The sequence below is a fragment of the Klebsiella sp. genome (assembly GCF_027492335.1).
In the GTDB taxonomy this organism is placed as follows: Bacteria; Pseudomonadota; Gammaproteobacteria; order Enterobacterales; family Enterobacteriaceae; genus Klebsiella; species Klebsiella huaxiensis.
Genome location: NZ_JAPUEW010000041.1, coordinates 164,302 through 182,693, shown reverse-complemented (window position 1 = coordinate 182,693; position 18,392 = coordinate 164,302). Strand labels below are relative to the sequence as shown.

At 53.9% G+C, this 18,392-nt stretch carries 15 protein-coding genes; 6 read left to right on the top strand and 9 right to left on the bottom strand.

Annotated elements, in window-relative coordinates:
• The first annotated feature begins 8 nt into the window (after positions 1 to 8).
• Both QVF11_RS11675 and QVF11_RS11670 read left to right on the top strand, forming a co-directional pair.
• Positions 9 to 902, top strand: a complete 894-nt coding sequence (locus QVF11_RS11675) for a LysR substrate-binding domain-containing protein (RefSeq protein WP_110274211.1) — start codon at positions 9 to 11, stop codon at positions 900 to 902.
• A gap of 59 nt (positions 903 to 961) precedes the next feature.
• Positions 962 to 1,639, top strand: a complete 678-nt coding sequence (locus QVF11_RS11670) for an RluA family pseudouridine synthase (protein WP_287857032.1) — start codon at positions 962 to 964, stop codon at positions 1,637 to 1,639.
• Here QVF11_RS11670 and QVF11_RS11665 read toward each other — a convergent pair.
• Entirely contained in the window at positions 1,636 to 2,412 is a 777-nt protein-coding gene (locus QVF11_RS11665) for a helix-turn-helix transcriptional regulator (RefSeq protein ID WP_342703196.1), read from the bottom strand. The genes QVF11_RS11670 and QVF11_RS11665 overlap by 4 nt on opposite strands.
• Before the next feature lie 178 nt (positions 2,413 to 2,590).
• Between QVF11_RS11665 and QVF11_RS11660 the strand changes: the two genes are divergently transcribed.
• Positions 2,591 to 3,331 carry an AzlC family ABC transporter permease gene (locus tag QVF11_RS11660; protein ID WP_112213354.1) on the top strand — a complete coding sequence of 247 codons (741 nt, stop codon included), beginning with the start codon at positions 2,591 to 2,593 and terminating at the stop codon, positions 3,329 to 3,331.
• 1 nt (position 3,332) lies between these two features.
• Complete coding sequence (locus tag QVF11_RS11655; RefSeq protein ID WP_142515197.1) at positions 3,333 to 3,653, top strand: AzlD domain-containing protein; 321 nt, start codon at positions 3,333 to 3,335, stop codon at positions 3,651 to 3,653.
• A 222-nt stretch (positions 3,654 to 3,875) separates the two neighbouring features.
• On the opposite strand, the gene QVF11_RS11650 is transcribed toward QVF11_RS11655, so the two are convergent.
• From QVF11_RS11650 to QVF11_RS11615, 8 genes are all read right to left on the bottom strand, one after another.
• Positions 3,876 to 4,616 (bottom strand): proteasome-type protease, encoded by a 741-nt coding sequence (locus tag QVF11_RS11650; protein ID WP_112213352.1) that lies wholly within the window; start codon positions 4,614 to 4,616, stop codon positions 3,876 to 3,878.
• 18 nt (positions 4,617 to 4,634) lie between these two features.
• Positions 4,635 to 5,450 (bottom strand): transglutaminase family protein, encoded by an 816-nt coding sequence (locus tag QVF11_RS11645; RefSeq protein WP_112213351.1) that lies wholly within the window; start codon positions 5,448 to 5,450, stop codon positions 4,635 to 4,637.
• Positions 5,447 to 6,376, bottom strand: coding sequence for an alpha-E domain-containing protein (locus tag QVF11_RS11640; RefSeq protein ID WP_112213350.1), 930 nt, complete (start codon positions 6,374 to 6,376; stop codon positions 5,447 to 5,449). The genes QVF11_RS11645 and QVF11_RS11640 overlap by 4 nt, the downstream gene beginning before the upstream one ends.
• On the bottom strand, positions 6,370 to 7,809 hold the full coding sequence (locus QVF11_RS11635; RefSeq protein ID WP_112213349.1) for a circularly permuted type 2 ATP-grasp protein: 1,440 nt from the start codon (positions 7,807 to 7,809) through the stop codon (positions 6,370 to 6,372). The genes QVF11_RS11640 and QVF11_RS11635 overlap by 7 nt, the downstream gene beginning before the upstream one ends.
• Positions 7,810 to 8,015: 206 nt before the next feature.
• Complete coding sequence (locus QVF11_RS11630; protein ID WP_287857027.1) at positions 8,016 to 8,906, bottom strand: alpha/beta hydrolase; 891 nt, start codon at positions 8,904 to 8,906, stop codon at positions 8,016 to 8,018.
• Between the two features lie 197 nt (positions 8,907 to 9,103).
• On the bottom strand, positions 9,104 to 11,884 hold the full coding sequence (locus tag QVF11_RS11625; RefSeq protein WP_287857026.1) for a glycoside hydrolase family 3 protein: 2,781 nt from the start codon (positions 11,882 to 11,884) through the stop codon (positions 9,104 to 9,106).
• An 83-nt stretch (positions 11,885 to 11,967) separates the two neighbouring features.
• Positions 11,968 to 13,359, bottom strand: a complete 1,392-nt coding sequence (locus QVF11_RS11620; RefSeq protein WP_287857025.1) for a carbohydrate porin — start codon at positions 13,357 to 13,359, stop codon at positions 11,968 to 11,970.
• A 99-nt stretch (positions 13,360 to 13,458) separates the two neighbouring features.
• Positions 13,459 to 14,817: a glycoside-pentoside-hexuronide (GPH):cation symporter gene (locus QVF11_RS11615; protein WP_112213345.1), complete on the bottom strand. Its 1,359-nt coding sequence runs from the start codon at positions 14,815 to 14,817 to the stop codon at positions 13,459 to 13,461.
• A gap of 617 nt (positions 14,818 to 15,434) precedes the next feature.
• Between QVF11_RS11615 and QVF11_RS11610 the strand changes: the two genes are divergently transcribed.
• The gene (locus tag QVF11_RS11610; RefSeq protein ID WP_287857024.1) at positions 15,435 to 17,183 is read left to right on the top strand and encodes an alpha,alpha-trehalase; all 1,749 of its coding nucleotides are present in this window, start codon (positions 15,435 to 15,437) and stop codon (positions 17,181 to 17,183) included.
• A 148-nt stretch (positions 17,184 to 17,331) separates the two neighbouring features.
• The gene (locus QVF11_RS11605; protein WP_287857023.1) at positions 17,332 to 18,183 is read left to right on the top strand and encodes a hypothetical protein; all 852 of its coding nucleotides are present in this window, start codon (positions 17,332 to 17,334) and stop codon (positions 18,181 to 18,183) included.
• Positions 18,184 to 18,392: the final 209 nt, after the last annotated feature.

Sequence of the window (18,392 nt, the reverse complement as noted above, 5' to 3'; positions counted from 1 at the left end):
TCGGGTCTGTGCTGGCGAATCTTGAAGTAAAATGGCTTTACGATGTGATTGCTCTGGAAGAGTCCAGAAGCTTTACGCTCGCGGCCAAAAGTAGAAATATTTCGCAGTCTTCCTTTAGCCGCCGCATCCAGGCACTTGAGGCCTCGCTGGGTTTCAGCATCTTTGACCGCGCGGCAAACCCGCTACAGTTGACCAACCGTGGAAAAATTTTCATCGGCTACGCGCGAAATATGCTCGACGATATGGATTTTCAAATCAGTCGAATAAAAGGACTGAATAACACCACCCAGAAAATAAGAATTGACGCCGCGCCTTCGCTTTCCGTTTTATTACTCCCCGAAATTATCGCCGGTTATACCGACCGCAAGAATAAGACTTTCCATGTTGAATCGATTAACGTCAACGACGCGGTATTCAATCTTAAAGAGGGAAAAAGCGATTTTATTCTGTCGTTTTATAATGAAGAGCTGATGAACTATCCGTTTATCAATCACAAAATTTTCGACTCGGCGCTGCATCTCGTCTCACCTTGCGATAAACACGGTAGACCGCTTTTTAATTTACATCGCGGCGTGCTGCCGCTGATGAAATACGCCAACGACAGCTATATGGGTCGCCAGGTGAATCAGGTTATCGACCGCAAACCGGAGATTACCTTTTCGCTGACCTTTGTTTCATCGATGAGCGAACTGCTCAAACGCATGATCCTCAACGGCGACGGCGTAGGCTGGCTGCCGCAGTATTCTATCAAGCGCGAGCTTGAGGAAGGCCGGCTGGCGATAATGGATGAGAGCCTGTCGTTGCCGATCGGCGCTTATATCTACCGCTCCGGCGCGCGGCTCAATCAATCCGCCGAGCGTTTCTGGCAGCACATTAAGGCCAGCAACACCGTCAGCGCGTAATTCGCCTGGCGTCAGAAAATTCGCTATTATCCGCATCCACCCTCTACTCGTGCAGCCTGATGTCTACGATTATCGATACCTTTATCGCTCCGCCGTGCCACGCTGAAATCAACATTCTCTACCAGGATGAGCATCTGCTGCTGATTGATAAACCCTCGGGGCTGCTTAGCCTGTCAGGCAAAAATCCGCTTAATCTCGACTCGGTGCATCATCGCCTGGTGCAGCAATTTCCCGGCTGCACGCTGGTGCATCGTCTTGATTTCGGCACTTCAGGGCTGATGGTCATTGCCCGCAATAAGGCTATCAATGCCGCGCTCTGCCAGCAGTTTAGCCAGCGCGCGGTAACCAAGGTTTACAGTGCGCTACTTTGCGGGCACCTGGCGGATGATGAAGGGACGATAGACGCGCCGATTGCTAAAGACCCGGCGCTGTTTCCCCTGATGACGATTTGCGCGCTCAGCGGTAAACCTGCCCGCTCACGCTATCGGGTTATTGAGCGCTTCTACTCTGAAAGTGAATTACCGCTGACCCGGGTACAGCTGACTCCGGAAACCGGGCGCACCCATCAACTGCGTATCCACTGCCAGCGGCTAGGTCACCCGATTTTAGGCTGCGATCTGTACGGCGGTCTGGGCAGTGAAGGTGCTACGCGCCTGATGCTGCATGCCAGCGAGCTGCATTTTGCGCATCCCATCAGCGGTGAGAGGATCGACGCGCGTAATCCCAGCCCTTTTTAAAGTGAGGCCGCCGCGAAGAGACCCGGCGTAGTGCCAAAGTGCATGCGGAAAGATTTAATCAGATGGCTTTGATCGTAGAACCCGACGTCTGTCGCCACCTGCGCCGCCTCAGCGCCTTTAGCCAGTAGTCCTTTTGCCCTGACAAGTCTTAGCTGGGTGAGATACTGGTGAACAGATAAACCGGTCTGCGCCTGAAAAGTACGCATAAAATAGAACTCGCTCAGCCCGGCGACCGCCGCAATATCCTTGACCGACAGCGGCTGCTGATAAGCGCAGTGCAGAAACTCTATTGCCCGGCGAATATCGGCCCTGATGACTGGCCGTCGACCTCCGCGAACGCTGCGCTCGGCATAACGCCCCACCAGCAGATTAAGCACCTGATACATCAGACACTCTTTTTCCAGCGGATCGCGGCTGGCGCCAAGCACTGTGGAAACCTGAAGCACGTGGCGGGCCATTGCCGGGTCGTGCCGCATCCCTTCACCGCCAAAATTCACTTCACCCTTACCGCCAATCACCGTTTGCGCAACCTCGTCAATCAGGTCCGCCGAGGGGTAAAAAGCGCAGTAATCCCAGCCTTCATCGCGCTGCACCGCTTCGCCGGTATGCACCTCACCGGGCATGATCACCATTACCGTGCCTGCCGCCGCCACGCCCCGCTCGCGGCAAATACGCGTGCGCTGGGCACCACGGGCAAAAGCGGCTATCACATATTCGTCATGAAAATGCGGCGGATAGCTATGCTCGTAGCAAGATGCACGCAGGATCTCCATTCCACCGTGCAATTCACTATCCCGCCAGAGCTTGATGTCGTCGCGAACCTCTTTTCCCACTTTGATGCCCTTTAATCCCGGAAGCGGGATGTTTGCGTAAATGCGCAGGATTTTACTATAACGTTTCCAGCAATTTTTTAAGATTACCATTCAGCAACGCACTCTATGGGACTATTTGATGTTGATAAATAACGAGACCTCATCAAGAGATGAGGCTATGGCGGAATTTCGCGCCGGGGTCATCGCCTGTTTGCCCACTATTCCCGGCTACTGGAGCATTGGTTTCGCCGCCGGTGCTATCGGAACCTTATCCGGGTTTACCACGCTGCAAACGGCGCTACTGGCAGGCGCGCTGTACGCAGGCTCGGCGCAGTTTTTGTTTTATTCTCTGTGGGCAACCGGCGCGGAAATGGCCTCGGTGGTGCTCAGCGTGCTGCTGGTTAACCTGCGCTATCTGTTGATGAGTTCGGCCATGAGCGTGTTCTTTCGCCAATATAGCCCATTGCAAAAGATTGTTAGCGGGCTGCTGCTGACGGACGAAACCTTTGGCGTGGCGGTACAGCGCGGCAGCGTGCACAACGGTGTTCCTTACTCGTGGATGCTCGGGCTAAACCTTGCCGCCTGGCTGAACTGGATCCTCGCCTGTATCGTGGGCGCAGGGCTGGCCTCCGCGCTTCCGCCTTCGCTGATGGAGGGGTTAAGTTTTAGCCTGGTATCAATGTTTATCGGGTTGGTTCTGGCGTTGTGGTTTGCCAGCCAGCGTAAGATGCTGGAAACCTTCAGCATTGCCGTGGCGGTGCTGATTACGCTGTTCACCGCCGGGCACACTGATATGAGCCTCGTGGTCATCGTCGCGGCCTCAGTTGCGGCGACGTTGGCAACAACAGGATTACGTCTGTTCGGCAAGGAGGCTAAATAAGATGGAACGCAATATCATTCTGGCCATTCTTGCCTCAGCGCTGGTGACCGCGCTCATGCGCACGGTACCGATTTTACTGCTTTCACGATTTCGCCTGGCTTCGGCCCTGCAGCAATGGCTCAGCTTTATTCCTTCCGCCATTATGGCGGCTATTATTGTCGCGGAGCTGATGGGTAAACCGGCATTAACCAGTTCGGGTATCAGTATTTCTCTACTGGCCGCTCTTGCCGCCACCATTGCCGGTGTTGTGACGCGCAGTCTGTTCGCCACGGTGATTGTCGGCATGGTTGCATTTTCCGCCCTTAGCTATTTCCTGATATAACCGTCACAATAAAACGAGGTTTGCCCGATGCTGAAGATCGATTTGCCAACCGTAGATTTCACCGCCATTTCCGTTGACGCTGGGGCTTCCCGGGATACGGGTTCATCACCGTCTGCAATTTGGTAGCCCGGACAGGCGCGTCAAGCGCCGCCTCCGGGAAAGCACCGCAACGCAACGTCAGACTGTCTTCCCGGTGGCGCTATTTTGCACCAGCCCCAGCCTTTAAAGCTCGCCGCCCGGCGTAAACGGCGGCAGCGTCAAAAAAGTGTTTTGCAACCCTTCGGACCACGCTTTACGAATGGTGTTGAAGTAAGGATCGCTTTCGGTAATGCGATGCTGCCCGGCGCTGCTCAGGCTACCGCTGCGGTAAAGCAGCGTATCCAGCGGCAGGCCTACCGAAAGATTGCTGCGCAGGGTTGAATCGATCGAAATCAGCGCGCAGCACATTGCCTGCTCCAGCGGCGTCTCCATTGACAGTACCCGGTCAATAATCGGCTTGCCGTATTTGCTCTCGCCAATCTGAAAATAAGGCGTATCGCGCGTCGCTTCGATAAAGTTGCCTTCCGGATAGATATGAAACAGGCGGTGGGTTTCCCCGGCAATTTGTCCACCAAGCAGCAGGTTGCAGTTGAAGTTGGTATTACCACAGTTCTGCTGGTTGCTGCTGTCACGCTGAATCACCTCCTGTAGCGTTTTGCCGATCAGCATCGCCGCATCGTAGAGCGAGGTGACCTGCATCAAATTAGGCTCCTGCTGGGTACGAATGCGGGCGCTAAGCAGGCTAATGACGCTCTGAGTGGTGGCCAGGTTGCCCGCAGACTGCAGCACCATGACGCGTTCGCCATCCTGATGGAAAACGTGCAGTTTTTTAAACGTTGCGATATGGTCCACTCCCGCATTGGTACGGGAGTCTGAGGCAAATACCAGTCCATCTGACAAACACATGGCCACACAGTAGGTCATCGTTTTTTGTTCCTGCCGTTATTGCTGCTGCGCCTGTTGCGAATGCTCGCGCACTTCAGCGTTAGTTAACATGATTTCTCCGCCGCCGCCGAGGCGAGTGCCGCGTACCGGGCAAGCATCAAGATAGTCCAGCCCGGTCGCCAGCCGCAAATGCTGATTCAGGCTACGGGTATTATTCGTAATATCAAACGACTGCCAGCGTTCGTTCAACCACACTTCAGCCCACGCGTGCATGGCGACGTGCTGAGCGTTATCGCTGTAGACGTAGCCGCTGACGTAGCGCGCCGGGATCTCCAGCGCCCGGCAGCAGGCAAGGAACACATGGGTATGATCCTGGCAAACCCCTTTCGACCGCGCAAAAGCATCGGCGGCGGAATCCTGCACCTGCGTCGCACCCGGCGAATAGGGCATTCTCAGCAACAGCTCCGCCATTAACCGATTCAGGCTCTCCTCCTGAGCCTCCGGTTGATACCAGCGCTGGGCAAATTCGCGGATCGGGCCGTCAGCGCGGGTGAGCGGCGTGCAGCGCAAGAACACCAGCGGCGACAGTAGCTCCTGTGGTTCCGCACCGATCTCATCTCCCTCTTCCGCGATATCCACGATCCCGCTGGCGCGAATGGTGATCTCTTTATGCGGATTGTCCAGCGTCAGCACATGCAAAACGTTGCCCCACGCGTCGGTGGTGGCGACGGCGGAGCCGTCCGGCAAGGTTAACGTCCAGGCGGTAATCTTCTGTCGCCCGGTGCTGCGCGGCGTCAGACGCAGATACTGGGTCGAAAATTTTACTTCCTCATCGTAGCCATAGCGGGTCAGGTGATCGATAACCAGTTTCATAACGCCTCCAGATAGGTTTGTCTGATACTGTCAGAAAGCGCGTTAATCCGCGCCAGCAGTTCATTGAGGGTGACCTGTAAATCGGCCTGCGCTAAATCATCGCGAGTGCTAAAACGTAAATCGACATTAAGCTGGTGTGCGAGGCGTAGCGGCAGATGTGAACGATCGTTGGCGATCTGTTCCAGTTGCCCGACCAGATCGGAAATACTGGCGCGCAGCGATCTGGGTACATCGTTGCGTAGAATCAGCAATTCCATCACCGTTTCGCGGCTTACCGGCTGGCGGTAGATGCTGTTGTAGGCTTCGCGAGCGCTGACCGCGTTGAGCAGCGTATCCAGCCGGTAGTACTCGCGCACCGGGTCAGGATCGCTGTTCAATTGTTGATCCTTAATAAGCAGCAACTGCGCGGTGGAAGATGCCCGTTCAATCAACGTACCGATACCGATAAAACTCAAGGCATCATTGCGCAGCAGCGTACCGAGTATGGCTCCGCGAAACAGATGCACCCGCTCTTTGACCCATTCAAAGAAAGCGTCGTTACCCAGTTCACTGATGCCCTGTTGACGCAGTTTTCGCAGCTCAATACGTGTGGCGTTGATGCTTTCCCATACTTCCGCCGACAGGCTGCCGCGCACCGCGTGAGCGTTGTTCCACGCCATCTCGACGCAGCTAAAAATGCTGTACGGGTTATTACCATCGAGGGCGAAAAAATTGAGCAGGTTGCTCATGGTGAAACGCGCGTGCCGCGCCTGAAACAGATCATGGGTCAGCGACAGATTTAGCGGTAAGGCTAAATCCCGAGACTGCTGGCTGTGACGAGGGATCATCGACAGTTTCCAGGTCACATCCAGCACCCTGGCATAGCTTTCCGCGCGCTCAAGGTAGCGCGCCATCCAGAAGAGTTCACTCGCTGTGCGGCTTAACATGATTCATCATCCTCCATCACCCAGGTATCCTTGGTGCCGCCGCCCTGGGACGAGTTCACCACCAACGAGCCTTCGGTTAGCGCCACCCGCGTGAGCCCGCCGGGCACCAGGCGGATCTCTTGCCCCGAAAGCACATAGGGCCGCAGATCGATATGGCGCGGTGCCAGCCCCTCGTCGATAAAGGTCGGGCAAGTCGACAGCGCCAGGGTGTCCTGAGCGATATAATTCGCCGGGTTTGCCAGCAGGCGCTGACGAAATGCCTCGCGCTCCTCTTTGGTCGAACGCGGACCGACCAGCATGCCGTAGCCGCCTGCGCCGTGAACCTCCTTCACCACCATCAGCTCAAGATTGCTCAGCACGTAGCTGAGGTCTTCCGCCTTGCGGCATTGCCAGGTGGGAATATTGCTCAGAATCGGCTGCTCGCCCAGATAGAAACGGATCATCTCCGGCACGTAGGGATAAATCGATTTGTCGTCGGCAACGCCGGTACCAATAGCGTTTGCCAGAACGACTCCCCCTGCGCGATACACGGACAGAAGCCCCGGAACGCCTAGCATGGAGTCGGCACGGAAGGCCAGCGGATCGAGATACGCATCGTCAATACGCCGGTAAATCACATCGACGCGTCGTGGACCCTCAGTGGTGCGCATATACACCGCTCCGGTCTTAATAAACAAGTCGGCGCTCTCCACCAGCTCAACGCCCATCTGCTGGGCGAGAAAGCTGTGCTCAAAATAAGCGCTGTTGAACCGCCCCGGCGTCATCACCACCACGCACGGGTCGTCCACCGGCGAGCTTTCGCGCAGCGTTTGCAGCAGGTAGCTGGGGTAGCGTTCAACCGGCGCAATGTGGTGCTGTTCAAACATTTCAGGGTACAGCCGCATCATCATCTTGCGATTTTCCAGCATATAGGAGACGCCAGAAGGCGTACGCAGATTATCCTCCAGCACGTAATACTGGCCGTCATTGTTGCGCACCATATCGACCCCGGTGATATGGGCATAGGTATTGTTGGGCAAATTTATCCCCTGCATACAGGGCTGATACTGGTCATTCGCCAGCACCTGTTCTGCCGGAATCAGCCCCGCGCGCAGGATATTTTGCTCGTGATAGATATCGTAAAGGAAGGCATTGAGCGCTTTTACCCGCTGGCGAATACCGCGGTCAAGCCGCTGCCACTCTCCGGCGGGAATAATGCGCGGCACGCTGTCAAAAGGGATCAGTCGTTCGGTACCCTCATCCTCACCGTAGACGTTAAAGGTGATGCCAATTCGGTGAAAGAGCAGCTCCGCCTGCTCCTTTTTCTGCCGGATAGAGAATTGATCGGTACTGCGAAACCATTGCCACCAGGCGTTATAGTGCTGACGCTGCTCTCCCTGTGCGGTAAGCATCTCATCATAATAATGCCCGTCAGGAAGCGTTATTTTTATCATGGCCGTCTCCTCCGGTTGTACTCACTTTGAGGTAATCCCGGTAAGAGATAAGCATTAATTATGCCAGGTAATGCAGCACGATGGCGTAGCGTAACATTGTTATGTCGCCGTGCCTTATTGAATAAAAAACAACCAGACGCTTTGCTTATTTATGCTTATTTTTAACCTGCAACGCACCAATATGGGGCAATCCGGTTCATGTACGGCTAATGCTTTGCTAACCACTCTGCGTAGCGTTCAGGCCACTCGACGCTGCGCGTGCCGGGGCGGCCCATAGCAAAACCGTGGCCGCCGCTGGCGTAACGGTACATGCTGACGGCAACCTGATGCTGACGACAGGCGGCGGCCATAATCAGCGTATTGTGCGGATCGGACACCTTATCGTCTTCCGCCTGGGCGAGAAAACAGGGCGGCGTCTGCGCGTTAACGTAAGTTTGTACCGACCAGGCGCGATCGACCTCTTCGCTAGCATGAGGTCCGGCGAGAATTCGATGCGTAGCGGTATGGGTATACGGCGGTTCGAGGGAAATAATCGGGTAGATCAGCGCCGCGCCATCGGCTCGGGCTGGCGTGTGGTCCACAGCATCGATTGGCGAGTAAGCGGCAAAATCGGACCGACAGGCCGCCATGCCCAGCAGATGCCCGCCAGCGGAAAAGCCCAACAAACTGACGTTTTCCTCGCGCTGGCGAATCAGGCGTAGCGCTCGCTGGGCATCCTGCAATGGTGCGAGGCCGCCTGCTTTCCATCCTTCACCGGGAAGGCGGTAGGTCAGCACATAGGCCGTATAGCCGCGCGCGGTTAGCCAGCGCACAGCAGGATGAGCTTCTTTCGCCATTTCAATACGCTGGTATCCGCCACCTGCGGCGATTAACACTCCGTGGCCACGAGGCACTGGGGGATGCCATACTGTCAGTTCTGGCTGAGCGATATGGCTTAGCGCACCGCGCGCGGATAAGCGGCTGGCCCCGTCCGGCCCGCCACCGTCGGGAGGCTCGCCCGGCCACAGGCGTAGCGTTGTCTGCACTTCCATTGCCCATGCGCGGCTCGCCGCAAGCAGCGCGGCGGCGCTAAAGAATAAAAAATGACGTCGGTTCACTGGCGGCTCCTGATACGGGTATGACGGCAATAACACCATAGTCGTTTTACCGATATGTGTACTCGTCATACTTCAAGTTGCATGTGTGTTGGCCGACAAAACATAATCCACCGATATCACCTAATAATGTAGGCCGGGCAAGGCGCTAGCCGCCGCCCGGCAGAAGTGCGAATACACTATCTCGACGTCAGCGATGGTTAATCGCTAACGTGCTTCAGTTCCAGCCAGTCCACCACCAGGCCCGGTTTAATAAAATCAAAACCCACGCGATATTTCCCCGGCTGTAGCTCAATCCGACACAGCTTCTGCACAATCTCGCGACCGAGCGTCCCGTTGGTCTGGATCGTCGCCACAAACTGTTCATTGAGCAGCAGGTTGCAGGCGGTTTGTGCCAGCGCCGCGCCGTTAGCGTACACGCTCACCAGTACGTCATAAATCGCCGTCTGTTCAACGCTCAATACCAGATCTTCGTCATAGCGCAGCCGCGACTGCTCGGCAATTTTAATTGCCCCCTGACCGGCTCCAGCGCGCCCGGGCTCTGCCGCCAGGCGAATGATATCCGCCCGCGGTTTATCCCCGCGTTTAAAGACCTGGGTCTGCATGATAAAGTCGAGAATATTGATTGCACAGCGCTGAAGCTCGCCCAGGGTCAGCTCGCCTTTTGCCAGCGCCTCCAGTGTGTTATCTCCGCCCGAATTAACCTCTGCGCCGTTATTATTCACTACCATATAAAGGTCGTTCTGCGCGCGGATCATTGCCGCAGTATTGTGCGTACTTGCTGCGCCGCCATCGACAGGATCGTTCATCGTCGCCCACCAGTCGGTCATCACGATCCCGCGAAAGCCCCACTCTTCACGCAGCACGGTAGTGGTGAGATCATAGTTGGATGCGGCATGGTAGCCGTTGATCGGGTTATAAGCGGTCATCACCGCGCTAGCGCCGCCGAATTTCACCGCGTACTCAAAGCCTTTGAGGTAGATTTCGCGCAGTGCGCGCTCCGACACCACCGAGTCCGCTTTGGCTCTGGCGAACTCCTGGTTATTGCAGGCAAAGTGCTTAAGCGTCGCAATTCCGCCGCCACTGCGAATGCCGCGAACCACCGCCGCCGCCATCATCCCGGTCAGCAGCGGATCTTCGGAAAAGTACTCAAAATTACGCCCGTTAAGCGGATAACGCTGGATATTCATCCCCGGCCCCAGCAGCAGGTCGATACCGTTGCGCAACAGCTCTTTGCCTTCCATAACGTATAAACGTTCAACGAGGATCGGGTCCCAGCTCGAGGCCAGCAATGTGCCGCTGGGCAGCAGCGTGGCCTTCGCGCCGTTATCCATGCGGATCCCGGATGGGCCGTCGGCGGTCGATGCCAGAGGGATGCCTTTTTCCAGCAGGCTGTCGGCTACCCCGCCAAAAGCCGATGCGACGCCGGGAGTCACTTTATGGCTGCACATCCCTTCCCCACGCACCAGGCAGGCCAGCTCTTCAACCGACAGCTGGGCAATAAAAGCGTTCATCGTGTCGCGTCCTTCGGCGACGTCGCTAAGAGTCAGCCCCTGATTACCGGTGAGCGTGATGGTCTGTGGAAGACGCTTTTCGATGCGCGCACGCAGATTAATCTCCCGACGCGGAACATCCTCCCACTCAATCAGGTAGCGGCCATCATCGCCATCGGCAACCGGCTTAATGCGTACAAACGGCACCGTCGGCGCCAGTACCTGCTGATGGCGAGAGAGGACCCGCAGCGTCTTCTGTGTGTACCCGGCTTCTCCATCAACCGTCAGCAATTGCAAATCGCGAACGCTATTGCCCATCAGCAGGCGGTAAACCCCCGGCTCCATCACATAACAATGGGGATGCCCGGTGGCTCCGCTATCGTCCAGCGAGGCAAAGCGCTCCAGCGGGATACGCAGGGTTAAGGTTTCGCTTTCTCCCGGCGGTAACAGACGCGTTTTAGCGAAGGCCACCAGCACGCGCGTAGGTTTCCCCAGCGCGCCCTGCGGTGCCTGAAGATAAATCTGTACCACCTCTTTCCCCGAAAAAGCGTCGCCACTATTGGTGACCGTCACCGACGCCTGAATATGGTTGCCGAAAGCTTCTGCCCGCGCTGATTGCAGGGTAAAACGGGTATAAGAGAGGCCGAAACCAAAAGGGAATTGCAGGCGTTGAGGGCAAAAGGTTTCAAAATAGCGATAGCCGACGTAAATATCTTCCTGATAGAGATTTTGCGCTTGTGCTCCCCAGCAGGGTGATGCCGGATGATCATCCAGCGACATAACGATGCTGCTGACCAGCTTGCCGGAAGGCGTCACATCGCCATACAGTAGCGAGGCTGCGGCCTGCGCGCCATCGGAGCCGCCGTGCCAGACGTACAGCAGCGCGCGAATGCGTTTGCGCAGCAACGGATCGTCAGCCCACGACAAATCAATCAGTCCGGCGGTATTCAGCACCACGACGATTTCATCAAACTCACGGCACACCTGGTGCAGCAGGCGCATCTCATCAGCGGTTAACCGATAGCCCCCTTCGACATCAGCATTGTCCTGATCTTCACCTGCGGTACGCCCCAGCACAATCACCGCCTGCGTTGAAACGGCTCGCGCCTGGCGAATCTGCTCATCGCTCAGCGGCATTTCCTGCTGAAACCAGGGCTCAGCCGCCCATACGCCGCCGCCGTTATCAAACGGGTGATCATTGACCCACTGCTCGTAAAGCGCGGCCAGTGACTCATTGAGCGTTCCACTGCTTCGCGCCCGTAAAGCCTGTAATAAGGTGGTATGACTCACCACGTTGACCGCCCCACCCGAACCGGTGCCGCTGCGATAGTAGTTAATCTGCGTGCGGCCAAACACTGACACGGGCTGCTGAGCGCTAAGCGGCAACATGCCGCGATCGTTTCTCAGCAACACCGCGCCTTCGGCGGCGGCGGCGGTAGCAAATTCAGCAAACCCTTCCAGCGGGGTTCCCGCTTTACTGTCAAACATGGTGTCGTCCTGTTAACTCGCGCCTCCGTGGGAGGCTAAATGGCATAATGAGCAGAGCCCGCACAATGCGGGCTCTGCTTTAATCAGAAGAAGTATTTGAAGCGTAGACGGCCGCCGTAACGGGAGTCTTCGTGTTTGTCGCCATCCGTCGGCTTCGCTTCAATCCACGAGGCGTAGGCACCAAGGTAGATGTTGAAGTTCTTCATATCCATGACGTTGGGGAACAGGTACGACGCGTGAATCGTGTGGATGTCATAGTCACCCACGTTAGAGATCCAGCAGCCATCATCGCAGGTAGAGACGTAATTAGCGGAGTTGAACTTGTCGATTTTGTTGTGGGCATAGATATAACCCAGTTCAAAACGATGCCACAGGGAGTTAATACCCGCGGTGAAATCTTTCTCATCGGAGGCATCCATATAAGCGATGTTCAGGTTAGTGGTGATCCCATCTTCAGGATCGGTTTTTTGCCCATTCCACGCCATCGTCAAACCATAACCAGTGCGATCGGACTGGTCGACCCAACCGCCACGGTTATCGTAATAACCGTAAGCGTTTTTCACGATGTTTTTCTCCATCGCCACGGCAGTCGAGAAACGACCGCTATTCCACGCAATAACCGGGCGCAGGTAAGCAACGTTTTTCTCATTCTCCAGCGTATTACCGTGGTAGCTGGAATCCTGGAATAACGTACTGCCGTTTTCTACCAGGTTATTCAGTTCAAAATACCAGTTATCTATCGTTTTGCTGACCAGGAAGTTACCGCCGCTGCTGCTACGACCACGGCCCTCTTTCATCATGTAAATATAGCCGTAGCCATCGCTATACAAGTCGTTTGCGGTATTGCCAGAATATTCGACAAACGTATCCTGATTCAGCGGGAACATATCGTAAGCTTCGAAACGACCCACTTTGACCTTCCAGTCATCTTCACGACCAAAGAAGAATACCGCGTCATCAAGGTTCATTTTGCCGGTCATATCGGCCAGCGGCTGGGCGGAAAAACCGGCAAAATTGCCGTTATCCATTTTGCGCATGCCATCGAAGCCCAGCAGAATACGGCCATTAATATCCCAGCGCTCTTTAGTACCGGGCGCCCAGTTTTTACTGGAAGAGGTTTTTACCGACGTCAGGCTGCCGCTGCCGCTGGCGCCATCCATATTGAATTCCACATCACCATAAAGCTTCAGGTCGCCGTAGCCAGAGAGCGTAAGCTTTGTGGGAGTCGCGCCGGGAGCGACGGGCTCAGCGGCGTCGACTTTCACTGCCGGAGCGGTTTTCGCTGCCGTCGTTTGCTGTTGTTTAAGGGTTTGTATCTGTGCTTCTGCGTCCGCGGCGCGCTGTTCAGCATGAATTAATCTTTGCTCCAGCTGCGCAAGGCGCTGGTCAATATCGACAGAGGTGCTATTTTTTGCTGCTATCACATTAGAGGACATAATGGCGCTAATCGCCAATGCCATATACTTTATCTTCATTTTGATATCCCTAAATTATTTATTGTTTGTTTTACTCAGGAAATACCTGTGGCTATGAGATAAATAACTCACATTGCCACAGATATTATTCTGCTGTTATTATGACTCGGCGAAAGTTCCGTTTTTCAAATCATCAACAATGCCATTCATTTTATTTTCGGTTAAGCCATAGAATTTAATAGAGACTGCGGTAAGAACATAGAAAATGGAGGGTACCAGCGTGAACAAGAGCACGACGCCCTGTACCGCTGAGGCCGGTTGCACCGTGGTGTTAGCCGCGTAATGATAGTAAGCCAGCACCCAGCCAAGAATCGCACCGCCAACGGCTACGCCAAGCTTGATGACAAAGATATTCGCCGCAACGTTCATCCCGGTAATACGACGCTGGGTTTTCCATTCACCATAATTATTAACGTCGGTAATCATTGACCACTGCAGCGCACCATTACCGCCCTGAATAATGGAAATCAGAATATGCACACCGAGTACCAACACCCAATATTGCACTGGCACCATAAAGCATACAATGCCCAGCGCAGCGGTGATCAGGTTAATCCAGAAAGAGAGTCTGACCTTACAGAAACGCGTACCAAACGGTTTTGCCAGCACCGAACCCAACATTGAGGCAAACATCCCACCGAGCATGAATATGGTAATAACGTCCGCACCTTTATTCAGGACGCTATTAACGTAATACACCACCGCCCCACCACGAATCACCACGGCGACCAGCATCATAAAGTTGTAAACGGAAAGAATACGCCACTGATCGTTACGGAAAAGAATTTTGACATCACGTGCAATATTCAGATTCTCTTCTTTAATCGGCTGAACGCGTTCTTTGGTGGTCGCGAAACAGACAATAAACATCAGACAGCCGATAACGCCGAATAATGCCATGGAGACCTGAATACCTGTCGCCCGGTCACCAGGATAAAGAAAATCCGCCAGCGGTAAAATAAACGCGGTACCCAGCGCGCCGCCAATCGGCGTGATGGCAAAACGCCAGGATTGCAGAGAGAGGCTTTCACGCGGATCGGAAGTCAACGCGGCGCCCAGCGAGCAGTAAGGAATATTAATGGCCGTATACATCAACGTCATAAATATATATGCCGCTACCGCATAAACCACTTTTCCTGAATCGGAGAAAGATGGAATGGAGTAAACCAGTACGCAGCTCACCGCAAATGGGACGCAAATAGCCAGCAGCCACGGACGGAAACGCCCCCAGCGGGTTGAGGTGGCATCTGCAATGGCCCCCATAATCGGATCGGTAATCGCATCCAGCAGACGGACCAGCAAAAACATCGTCCCCATCACGGCGGGCGGTAGACCATAAATATCGGTATAAAAGTAAGCCAGGATGGCCACGGATGAGTCAAACACGATATGACTTGCCGCGTCCCCCAGGCTATAACCTACTTTTTCTCTGACTGAAATTTTGTCGCCAGCAGACATACACCACTCCTTTATGCAAAAAAATGAAACCGGTTTCTTTAATGCCTGCATTTTTCACTTATCTGGAGTACTGATGCCATTATGTTTTTTTATAAATTATTTATGTTTTTTTATTTATGTGATCATGTCAGGCGTCAACGGTATTAATGCGCGGATTTTTGTTTGTCAGATCACATGTTTTACTTTGTGACAGCTTATTTTTGAGTAAAAGGGCTGAGGTCATAAAAAACCCATATAAGAATGCCATAGTACTTGTCTATTTATTTTTCTTACTAGTGGATTACGTTTTTTATCAATTTACTCTATTCACCAAAATAATGTCCCCATCATTGATGGCAGGTCTGCGGTAAATAGTCTGTTTTGGCGCAAAATGTTACCTCCGACACGCGCAGCGGCGGATATTCGTCTAAGGTTTTCTGATAACCGAACGCAGTGGCGCAAAGAGCCTATCCCAGTAGGCGTTATTGGCGCAGACAGTTTGAACACGGCCAGCGCGGAAGAACCGGAGCGTACACGTAGTACGTGAGGATTCTGAGCACTGCCCAGGTTCAAAATGACAAGCAAAATAGCCCTAATGGGACAGGCTCAAAGTCTGCAAATGATAAGGAGAACCATCAATGAAGTGTTCTGTTTCCCATCGCCCCGCAACCCTGCCTTATGTTCTACGTCTGGCACTCGGCGGCGCGCTCTTCACCCTGGCGACGTTGTCGGTACAGGCTGAAGAGCCTCGCCCAACCCCACAATCACCGGACGTTCTGCTGGGTCCGCTGTTTAACGATGTGCAAAGCGCTAAACTCTTCTCCGACCAGAAAACCTTCGCTGACGCCATCCCAAACAGCGATCCGCTGATGATCCTTGCCGATTACCGTATGCAGAAGAACCAGACCAGCTTCGATTTGCGTCACTTCGTCGAACTTAACTTTACCCTGCCTCTTGAAAACGACCAGTACATCCCGCCAAAAGGGCAAACGTTACGCCAGCATATTGACGGATTATGGCCGGTATTGACCCGCAGTACCGTCGAAGTGGAAAAATGGGATTCGCTGCTGCCGCTGCCAAAACCCTATGTGGTTCCCGGCGGACGCTTTCGCGAAGTCTATTACTGGGACAGCTATTTCACCATGCTCGGCCTGGCGGAGAGCGGACACTGGGATAAAATCGAAGACATGGTGACCAACTTCGCTGCTGAAATCGACGCCTGGGGCCATATCCCCAACGGTAACCGAACCTACTATCTGAGCCGCTCGCAGCCGCCGTTCTTCTCGTTTATGGTTGAACTGCTGGCGACTCACGATGGTGACGAGGCGCTTAAAAAATGGCAGCCCCAAATGGAGAAAGAGTACCAGTACTGGATGGATGGCGCGCAGGCGCTTGAGCCCGGCGGTGCGCACAAACGCGTGGTGCGCATGGCCGATGGCGCGCTACTAAACCGCTACTGGGATGATAACGACACCCCGCGCCCGGAATCCTGGCTGGACGATGTCACCACCGCCAAAAATAACCCCAACCGCCCGGTCACTGAAATCTACCGCGATCTGCGCTCAGCCGCGGCATCCGGTTGGGATTTCAGCTCCCGCTGGATGGATAATCCTCAGCAGCTTGGCACCATTCGTACCACTTCCATTGTTCCGGTCGATTTGAACTCATTGATGTTCCATATGGAAAAAACCATCGCCCGTGCCAGTAAAGCGGCGGGAGACAACGCAAAAGCCGCGCAGTTTGACGCCTTAGCCAACGCCCGTCAGAAAGCGCTGGAACAATACCTGTGGAATGATAAAGAGGGCTGGTACGCTGATTACGATCTGAAAAGCCATAAAGTACGCAATCAGCTGACCGCTGCGGCGCTGTTCCCGCTGTACGTCAACGCTGCCTCCAGCGAACGCGCGGCAAAAGTCGCTGCCGCGGCCGAAGCCAGACTGCTCAAACCTGGCGGCCTGACCACCACCACCGTGAATAGTGGTCAGCAGTGGGATGCGCCAAACGGCTGGGCGCCGCTGCAGTGGGTCGCCGCTGAAGGCCTGCAAAAGTATGGCCAGGAAAAAATCGCGATGGAGGTGAGCTGGCGTTTTCTGAGCAACGTCCAGCATACTTACGACAGTAAACAGAAACTGGTTGAGAAATATGATGTCAGCTCAACGGGAACCGGCGGAGGAGGCGGCGAATATCCGCTACAGGATGGCTTTGGCTGGACCAACGGCGTCACGCTGAAGATGCTGGACCTGGTCTGCCCGAAAGAGAAGCCGTGTGATTCCGTTCCAACCACGCGCCCGGCGGCAAATGACGACGTCGGTCAGGCGGCAAACAGTACAACTCAGTCCGCAGCGAATGAACCGGCTATGCCAGAGGATAAAAAAGCCACACAATAAACCTTCGCGCGGCGGGCTTCCGTCGCGCATCTTCCTTTAGAGTATTTCTGCTGTTATCTTTTTACGGGTATCTTGAGCACCATATCACTCTGGCTACCGGGAAGGATCTCCCGAAAAATCATGTCATGACTGGCACAAGGAATAAAAAGTGAAAACAGCCGTCAGTTTTATCTCCGATTTACACCCATTATCCTTTATGGGTTATCATGTTTTATTCACCACAGTGATATATATCCTGGTGAATATTATTATCACGATGACCCGCCCTTCTGAGAAAGGCACTCTGGTACCGCCCCCCTATTCCATACCTCCCTCTTTTTTAGCCTGGCTGCATGATAACGCTACCGGCATTATTCAGTTGGCTATGTTCAGACTGCTAAGAAAAAATTACGTCACCGTTATTCACTCCCCCGACGGCATCAAATTATGCGCAAATCAGCAGTATGCTGAGAACACAATGACCTGTGTAGAAAAAATACTCTTTGACCATTTTTCTACGCCAAAATCCAGCAGCCAGGATTTACCGATTACGCTCCATGTCGCCGAGAAAAATTACTGGTCTGCCGATACCCGCTGCGCAGGCCTGATGCTAAGTAACACGCAACAAACATGGAACGTGCTGCTGATCGCCGTTCCATCGTTTTTTTTACTCGCCACCTTAGCCTGGAAAACGTTGTTCGATAATAACGCTCCTCTTAATGCCAGCGTATTCAGCTGGCTTGTAATGTTTGTGGTTTCCGGCCTGTGGTGGCTATTGATGTTATTCATCACCTTAAATACGACCAGCTTCGACAGGGAAGGAATCTCAATTAATATTCTTCGTAGTTATGTCGACAAGTTAAAAGATAAGCTCATTGCTGACGCAGAGGAAATAACGGATGAAAATGCTGATTATTGCATTGCAATAGGCAAAACCAACCTGCTCCCCAAGAGATATCGTGAATACCAGGAAATCATCAAGCCGGTAAACTATCCCTTTTCTGCGCAAAGGCTTGATTAACAAAAGGGGGAATAATTGGGCCGGTAAGTTATACCCGTCATACTTCAAGGTTCAGGTGTGTTGGCTGCACTCACTCCAGTCAATTACTTATGTAAGCTCCTGGAGATTCACTCCCTTGCCGCCTTCCTGCAACTCGAATTATTCAGGGTATATATCGCTTCGCACAGAGGATTAGGTTGCCTGAAGCGTTTACCCCGCAGGACGCAATA

What these genes read in the sequence shown, in the direction of transcription:
- QVF11_RS11660 (WP_112213354.1), top strand. Translation starts at nt 2,591, where the DNA reads ATGTTGATAAATAACGAGACCTCATCAAGAGATGAGGCTATGGCGGAA.
- QVF11_RS11640 (WP_112213350.1), bottom strand. Translation starts at nt 6,376, where the DNA reads ATGTTAAGCCGCACAGCGAGTGAACTCTTCTGGATGGCGCGCTACCTT.
- QVF11_RS11610 (WP_287857024.1), top strand. Translation starts at nt 15,435, where the DNA reads ATGAAGTGTTCTGTTTCCCATCGCCCCGCAACCCTGCCTTATGTTCTA.
- QVF11_RS11655 (WP_142515197.1), top strand. Translation starts at nt 3,333, where the DNA reads ATGGAACGCAATATCATTCTGGCCATTCTTGCCTCAGCGCTGGTGACC.
- QVF11_RS11665 (WP_342703196.1), bottom strand. Translation starts at nt 2,412, where the DNA reads ATGGAGATCCTGCGTGCATCTTGCTACGAGCATAGCTATCCGCCGCAT.
- QVF11_RS11670 (WP_287857032.1), top strand. Translation starts at nt 962, where the DNA reads ATGTCTACGATTATCGATACCTTTATCGCTCCGCCGTGCCACGCTGAA.
- QVF11_RS11615 (WP_112213345.1), bottom strand. Translation starts at nt 14,817, where the DNA reads ATGTCTGCTGGCGACAAAATTTCAGTCAGAGAAAAAGTAGGTTATAGC.
- QVF11_RS11645 (WP_112213351.1), bottom strand. Translation starts at nt 5,450, where the DNA reads ATGAAACTGGTTATCGATCACCTGACCCGCTATGGCTACGATGAGGAA.
- QVF11_RS11620 (WP_287857025.1), bottom strand. Translation starts at nt 13,359, where the DNA reads ATGAAGATAAAGTATATGGCATTGGCGATTAGCGCCATTATGTCCTCT.
- QVF11_RS11625 (WP_287857026.1), bottom strand. Translation starts at nt 11,884, where the DNA reads ATGTTTGACAGTAAAGCGGGAACCCCGCTGGAAGGGTTTGCTGAATTT.
- QVF11_RS11635 (WP_112213349.1), bottom strand. Translation starts at nt 7,809, where the DNA reads ATGATAAAAATAACGCTTCCTGACGGGCATTATTATGATGAGATGCTT.
- QVF11_RS11650 (WP_112213352.1), bottom strand. Translation starts at nt 4,616, where the DNA reads ATGACCTACTGTGTGGCCATGTGTTTGTCAGATGGACTGGTATTTGCC.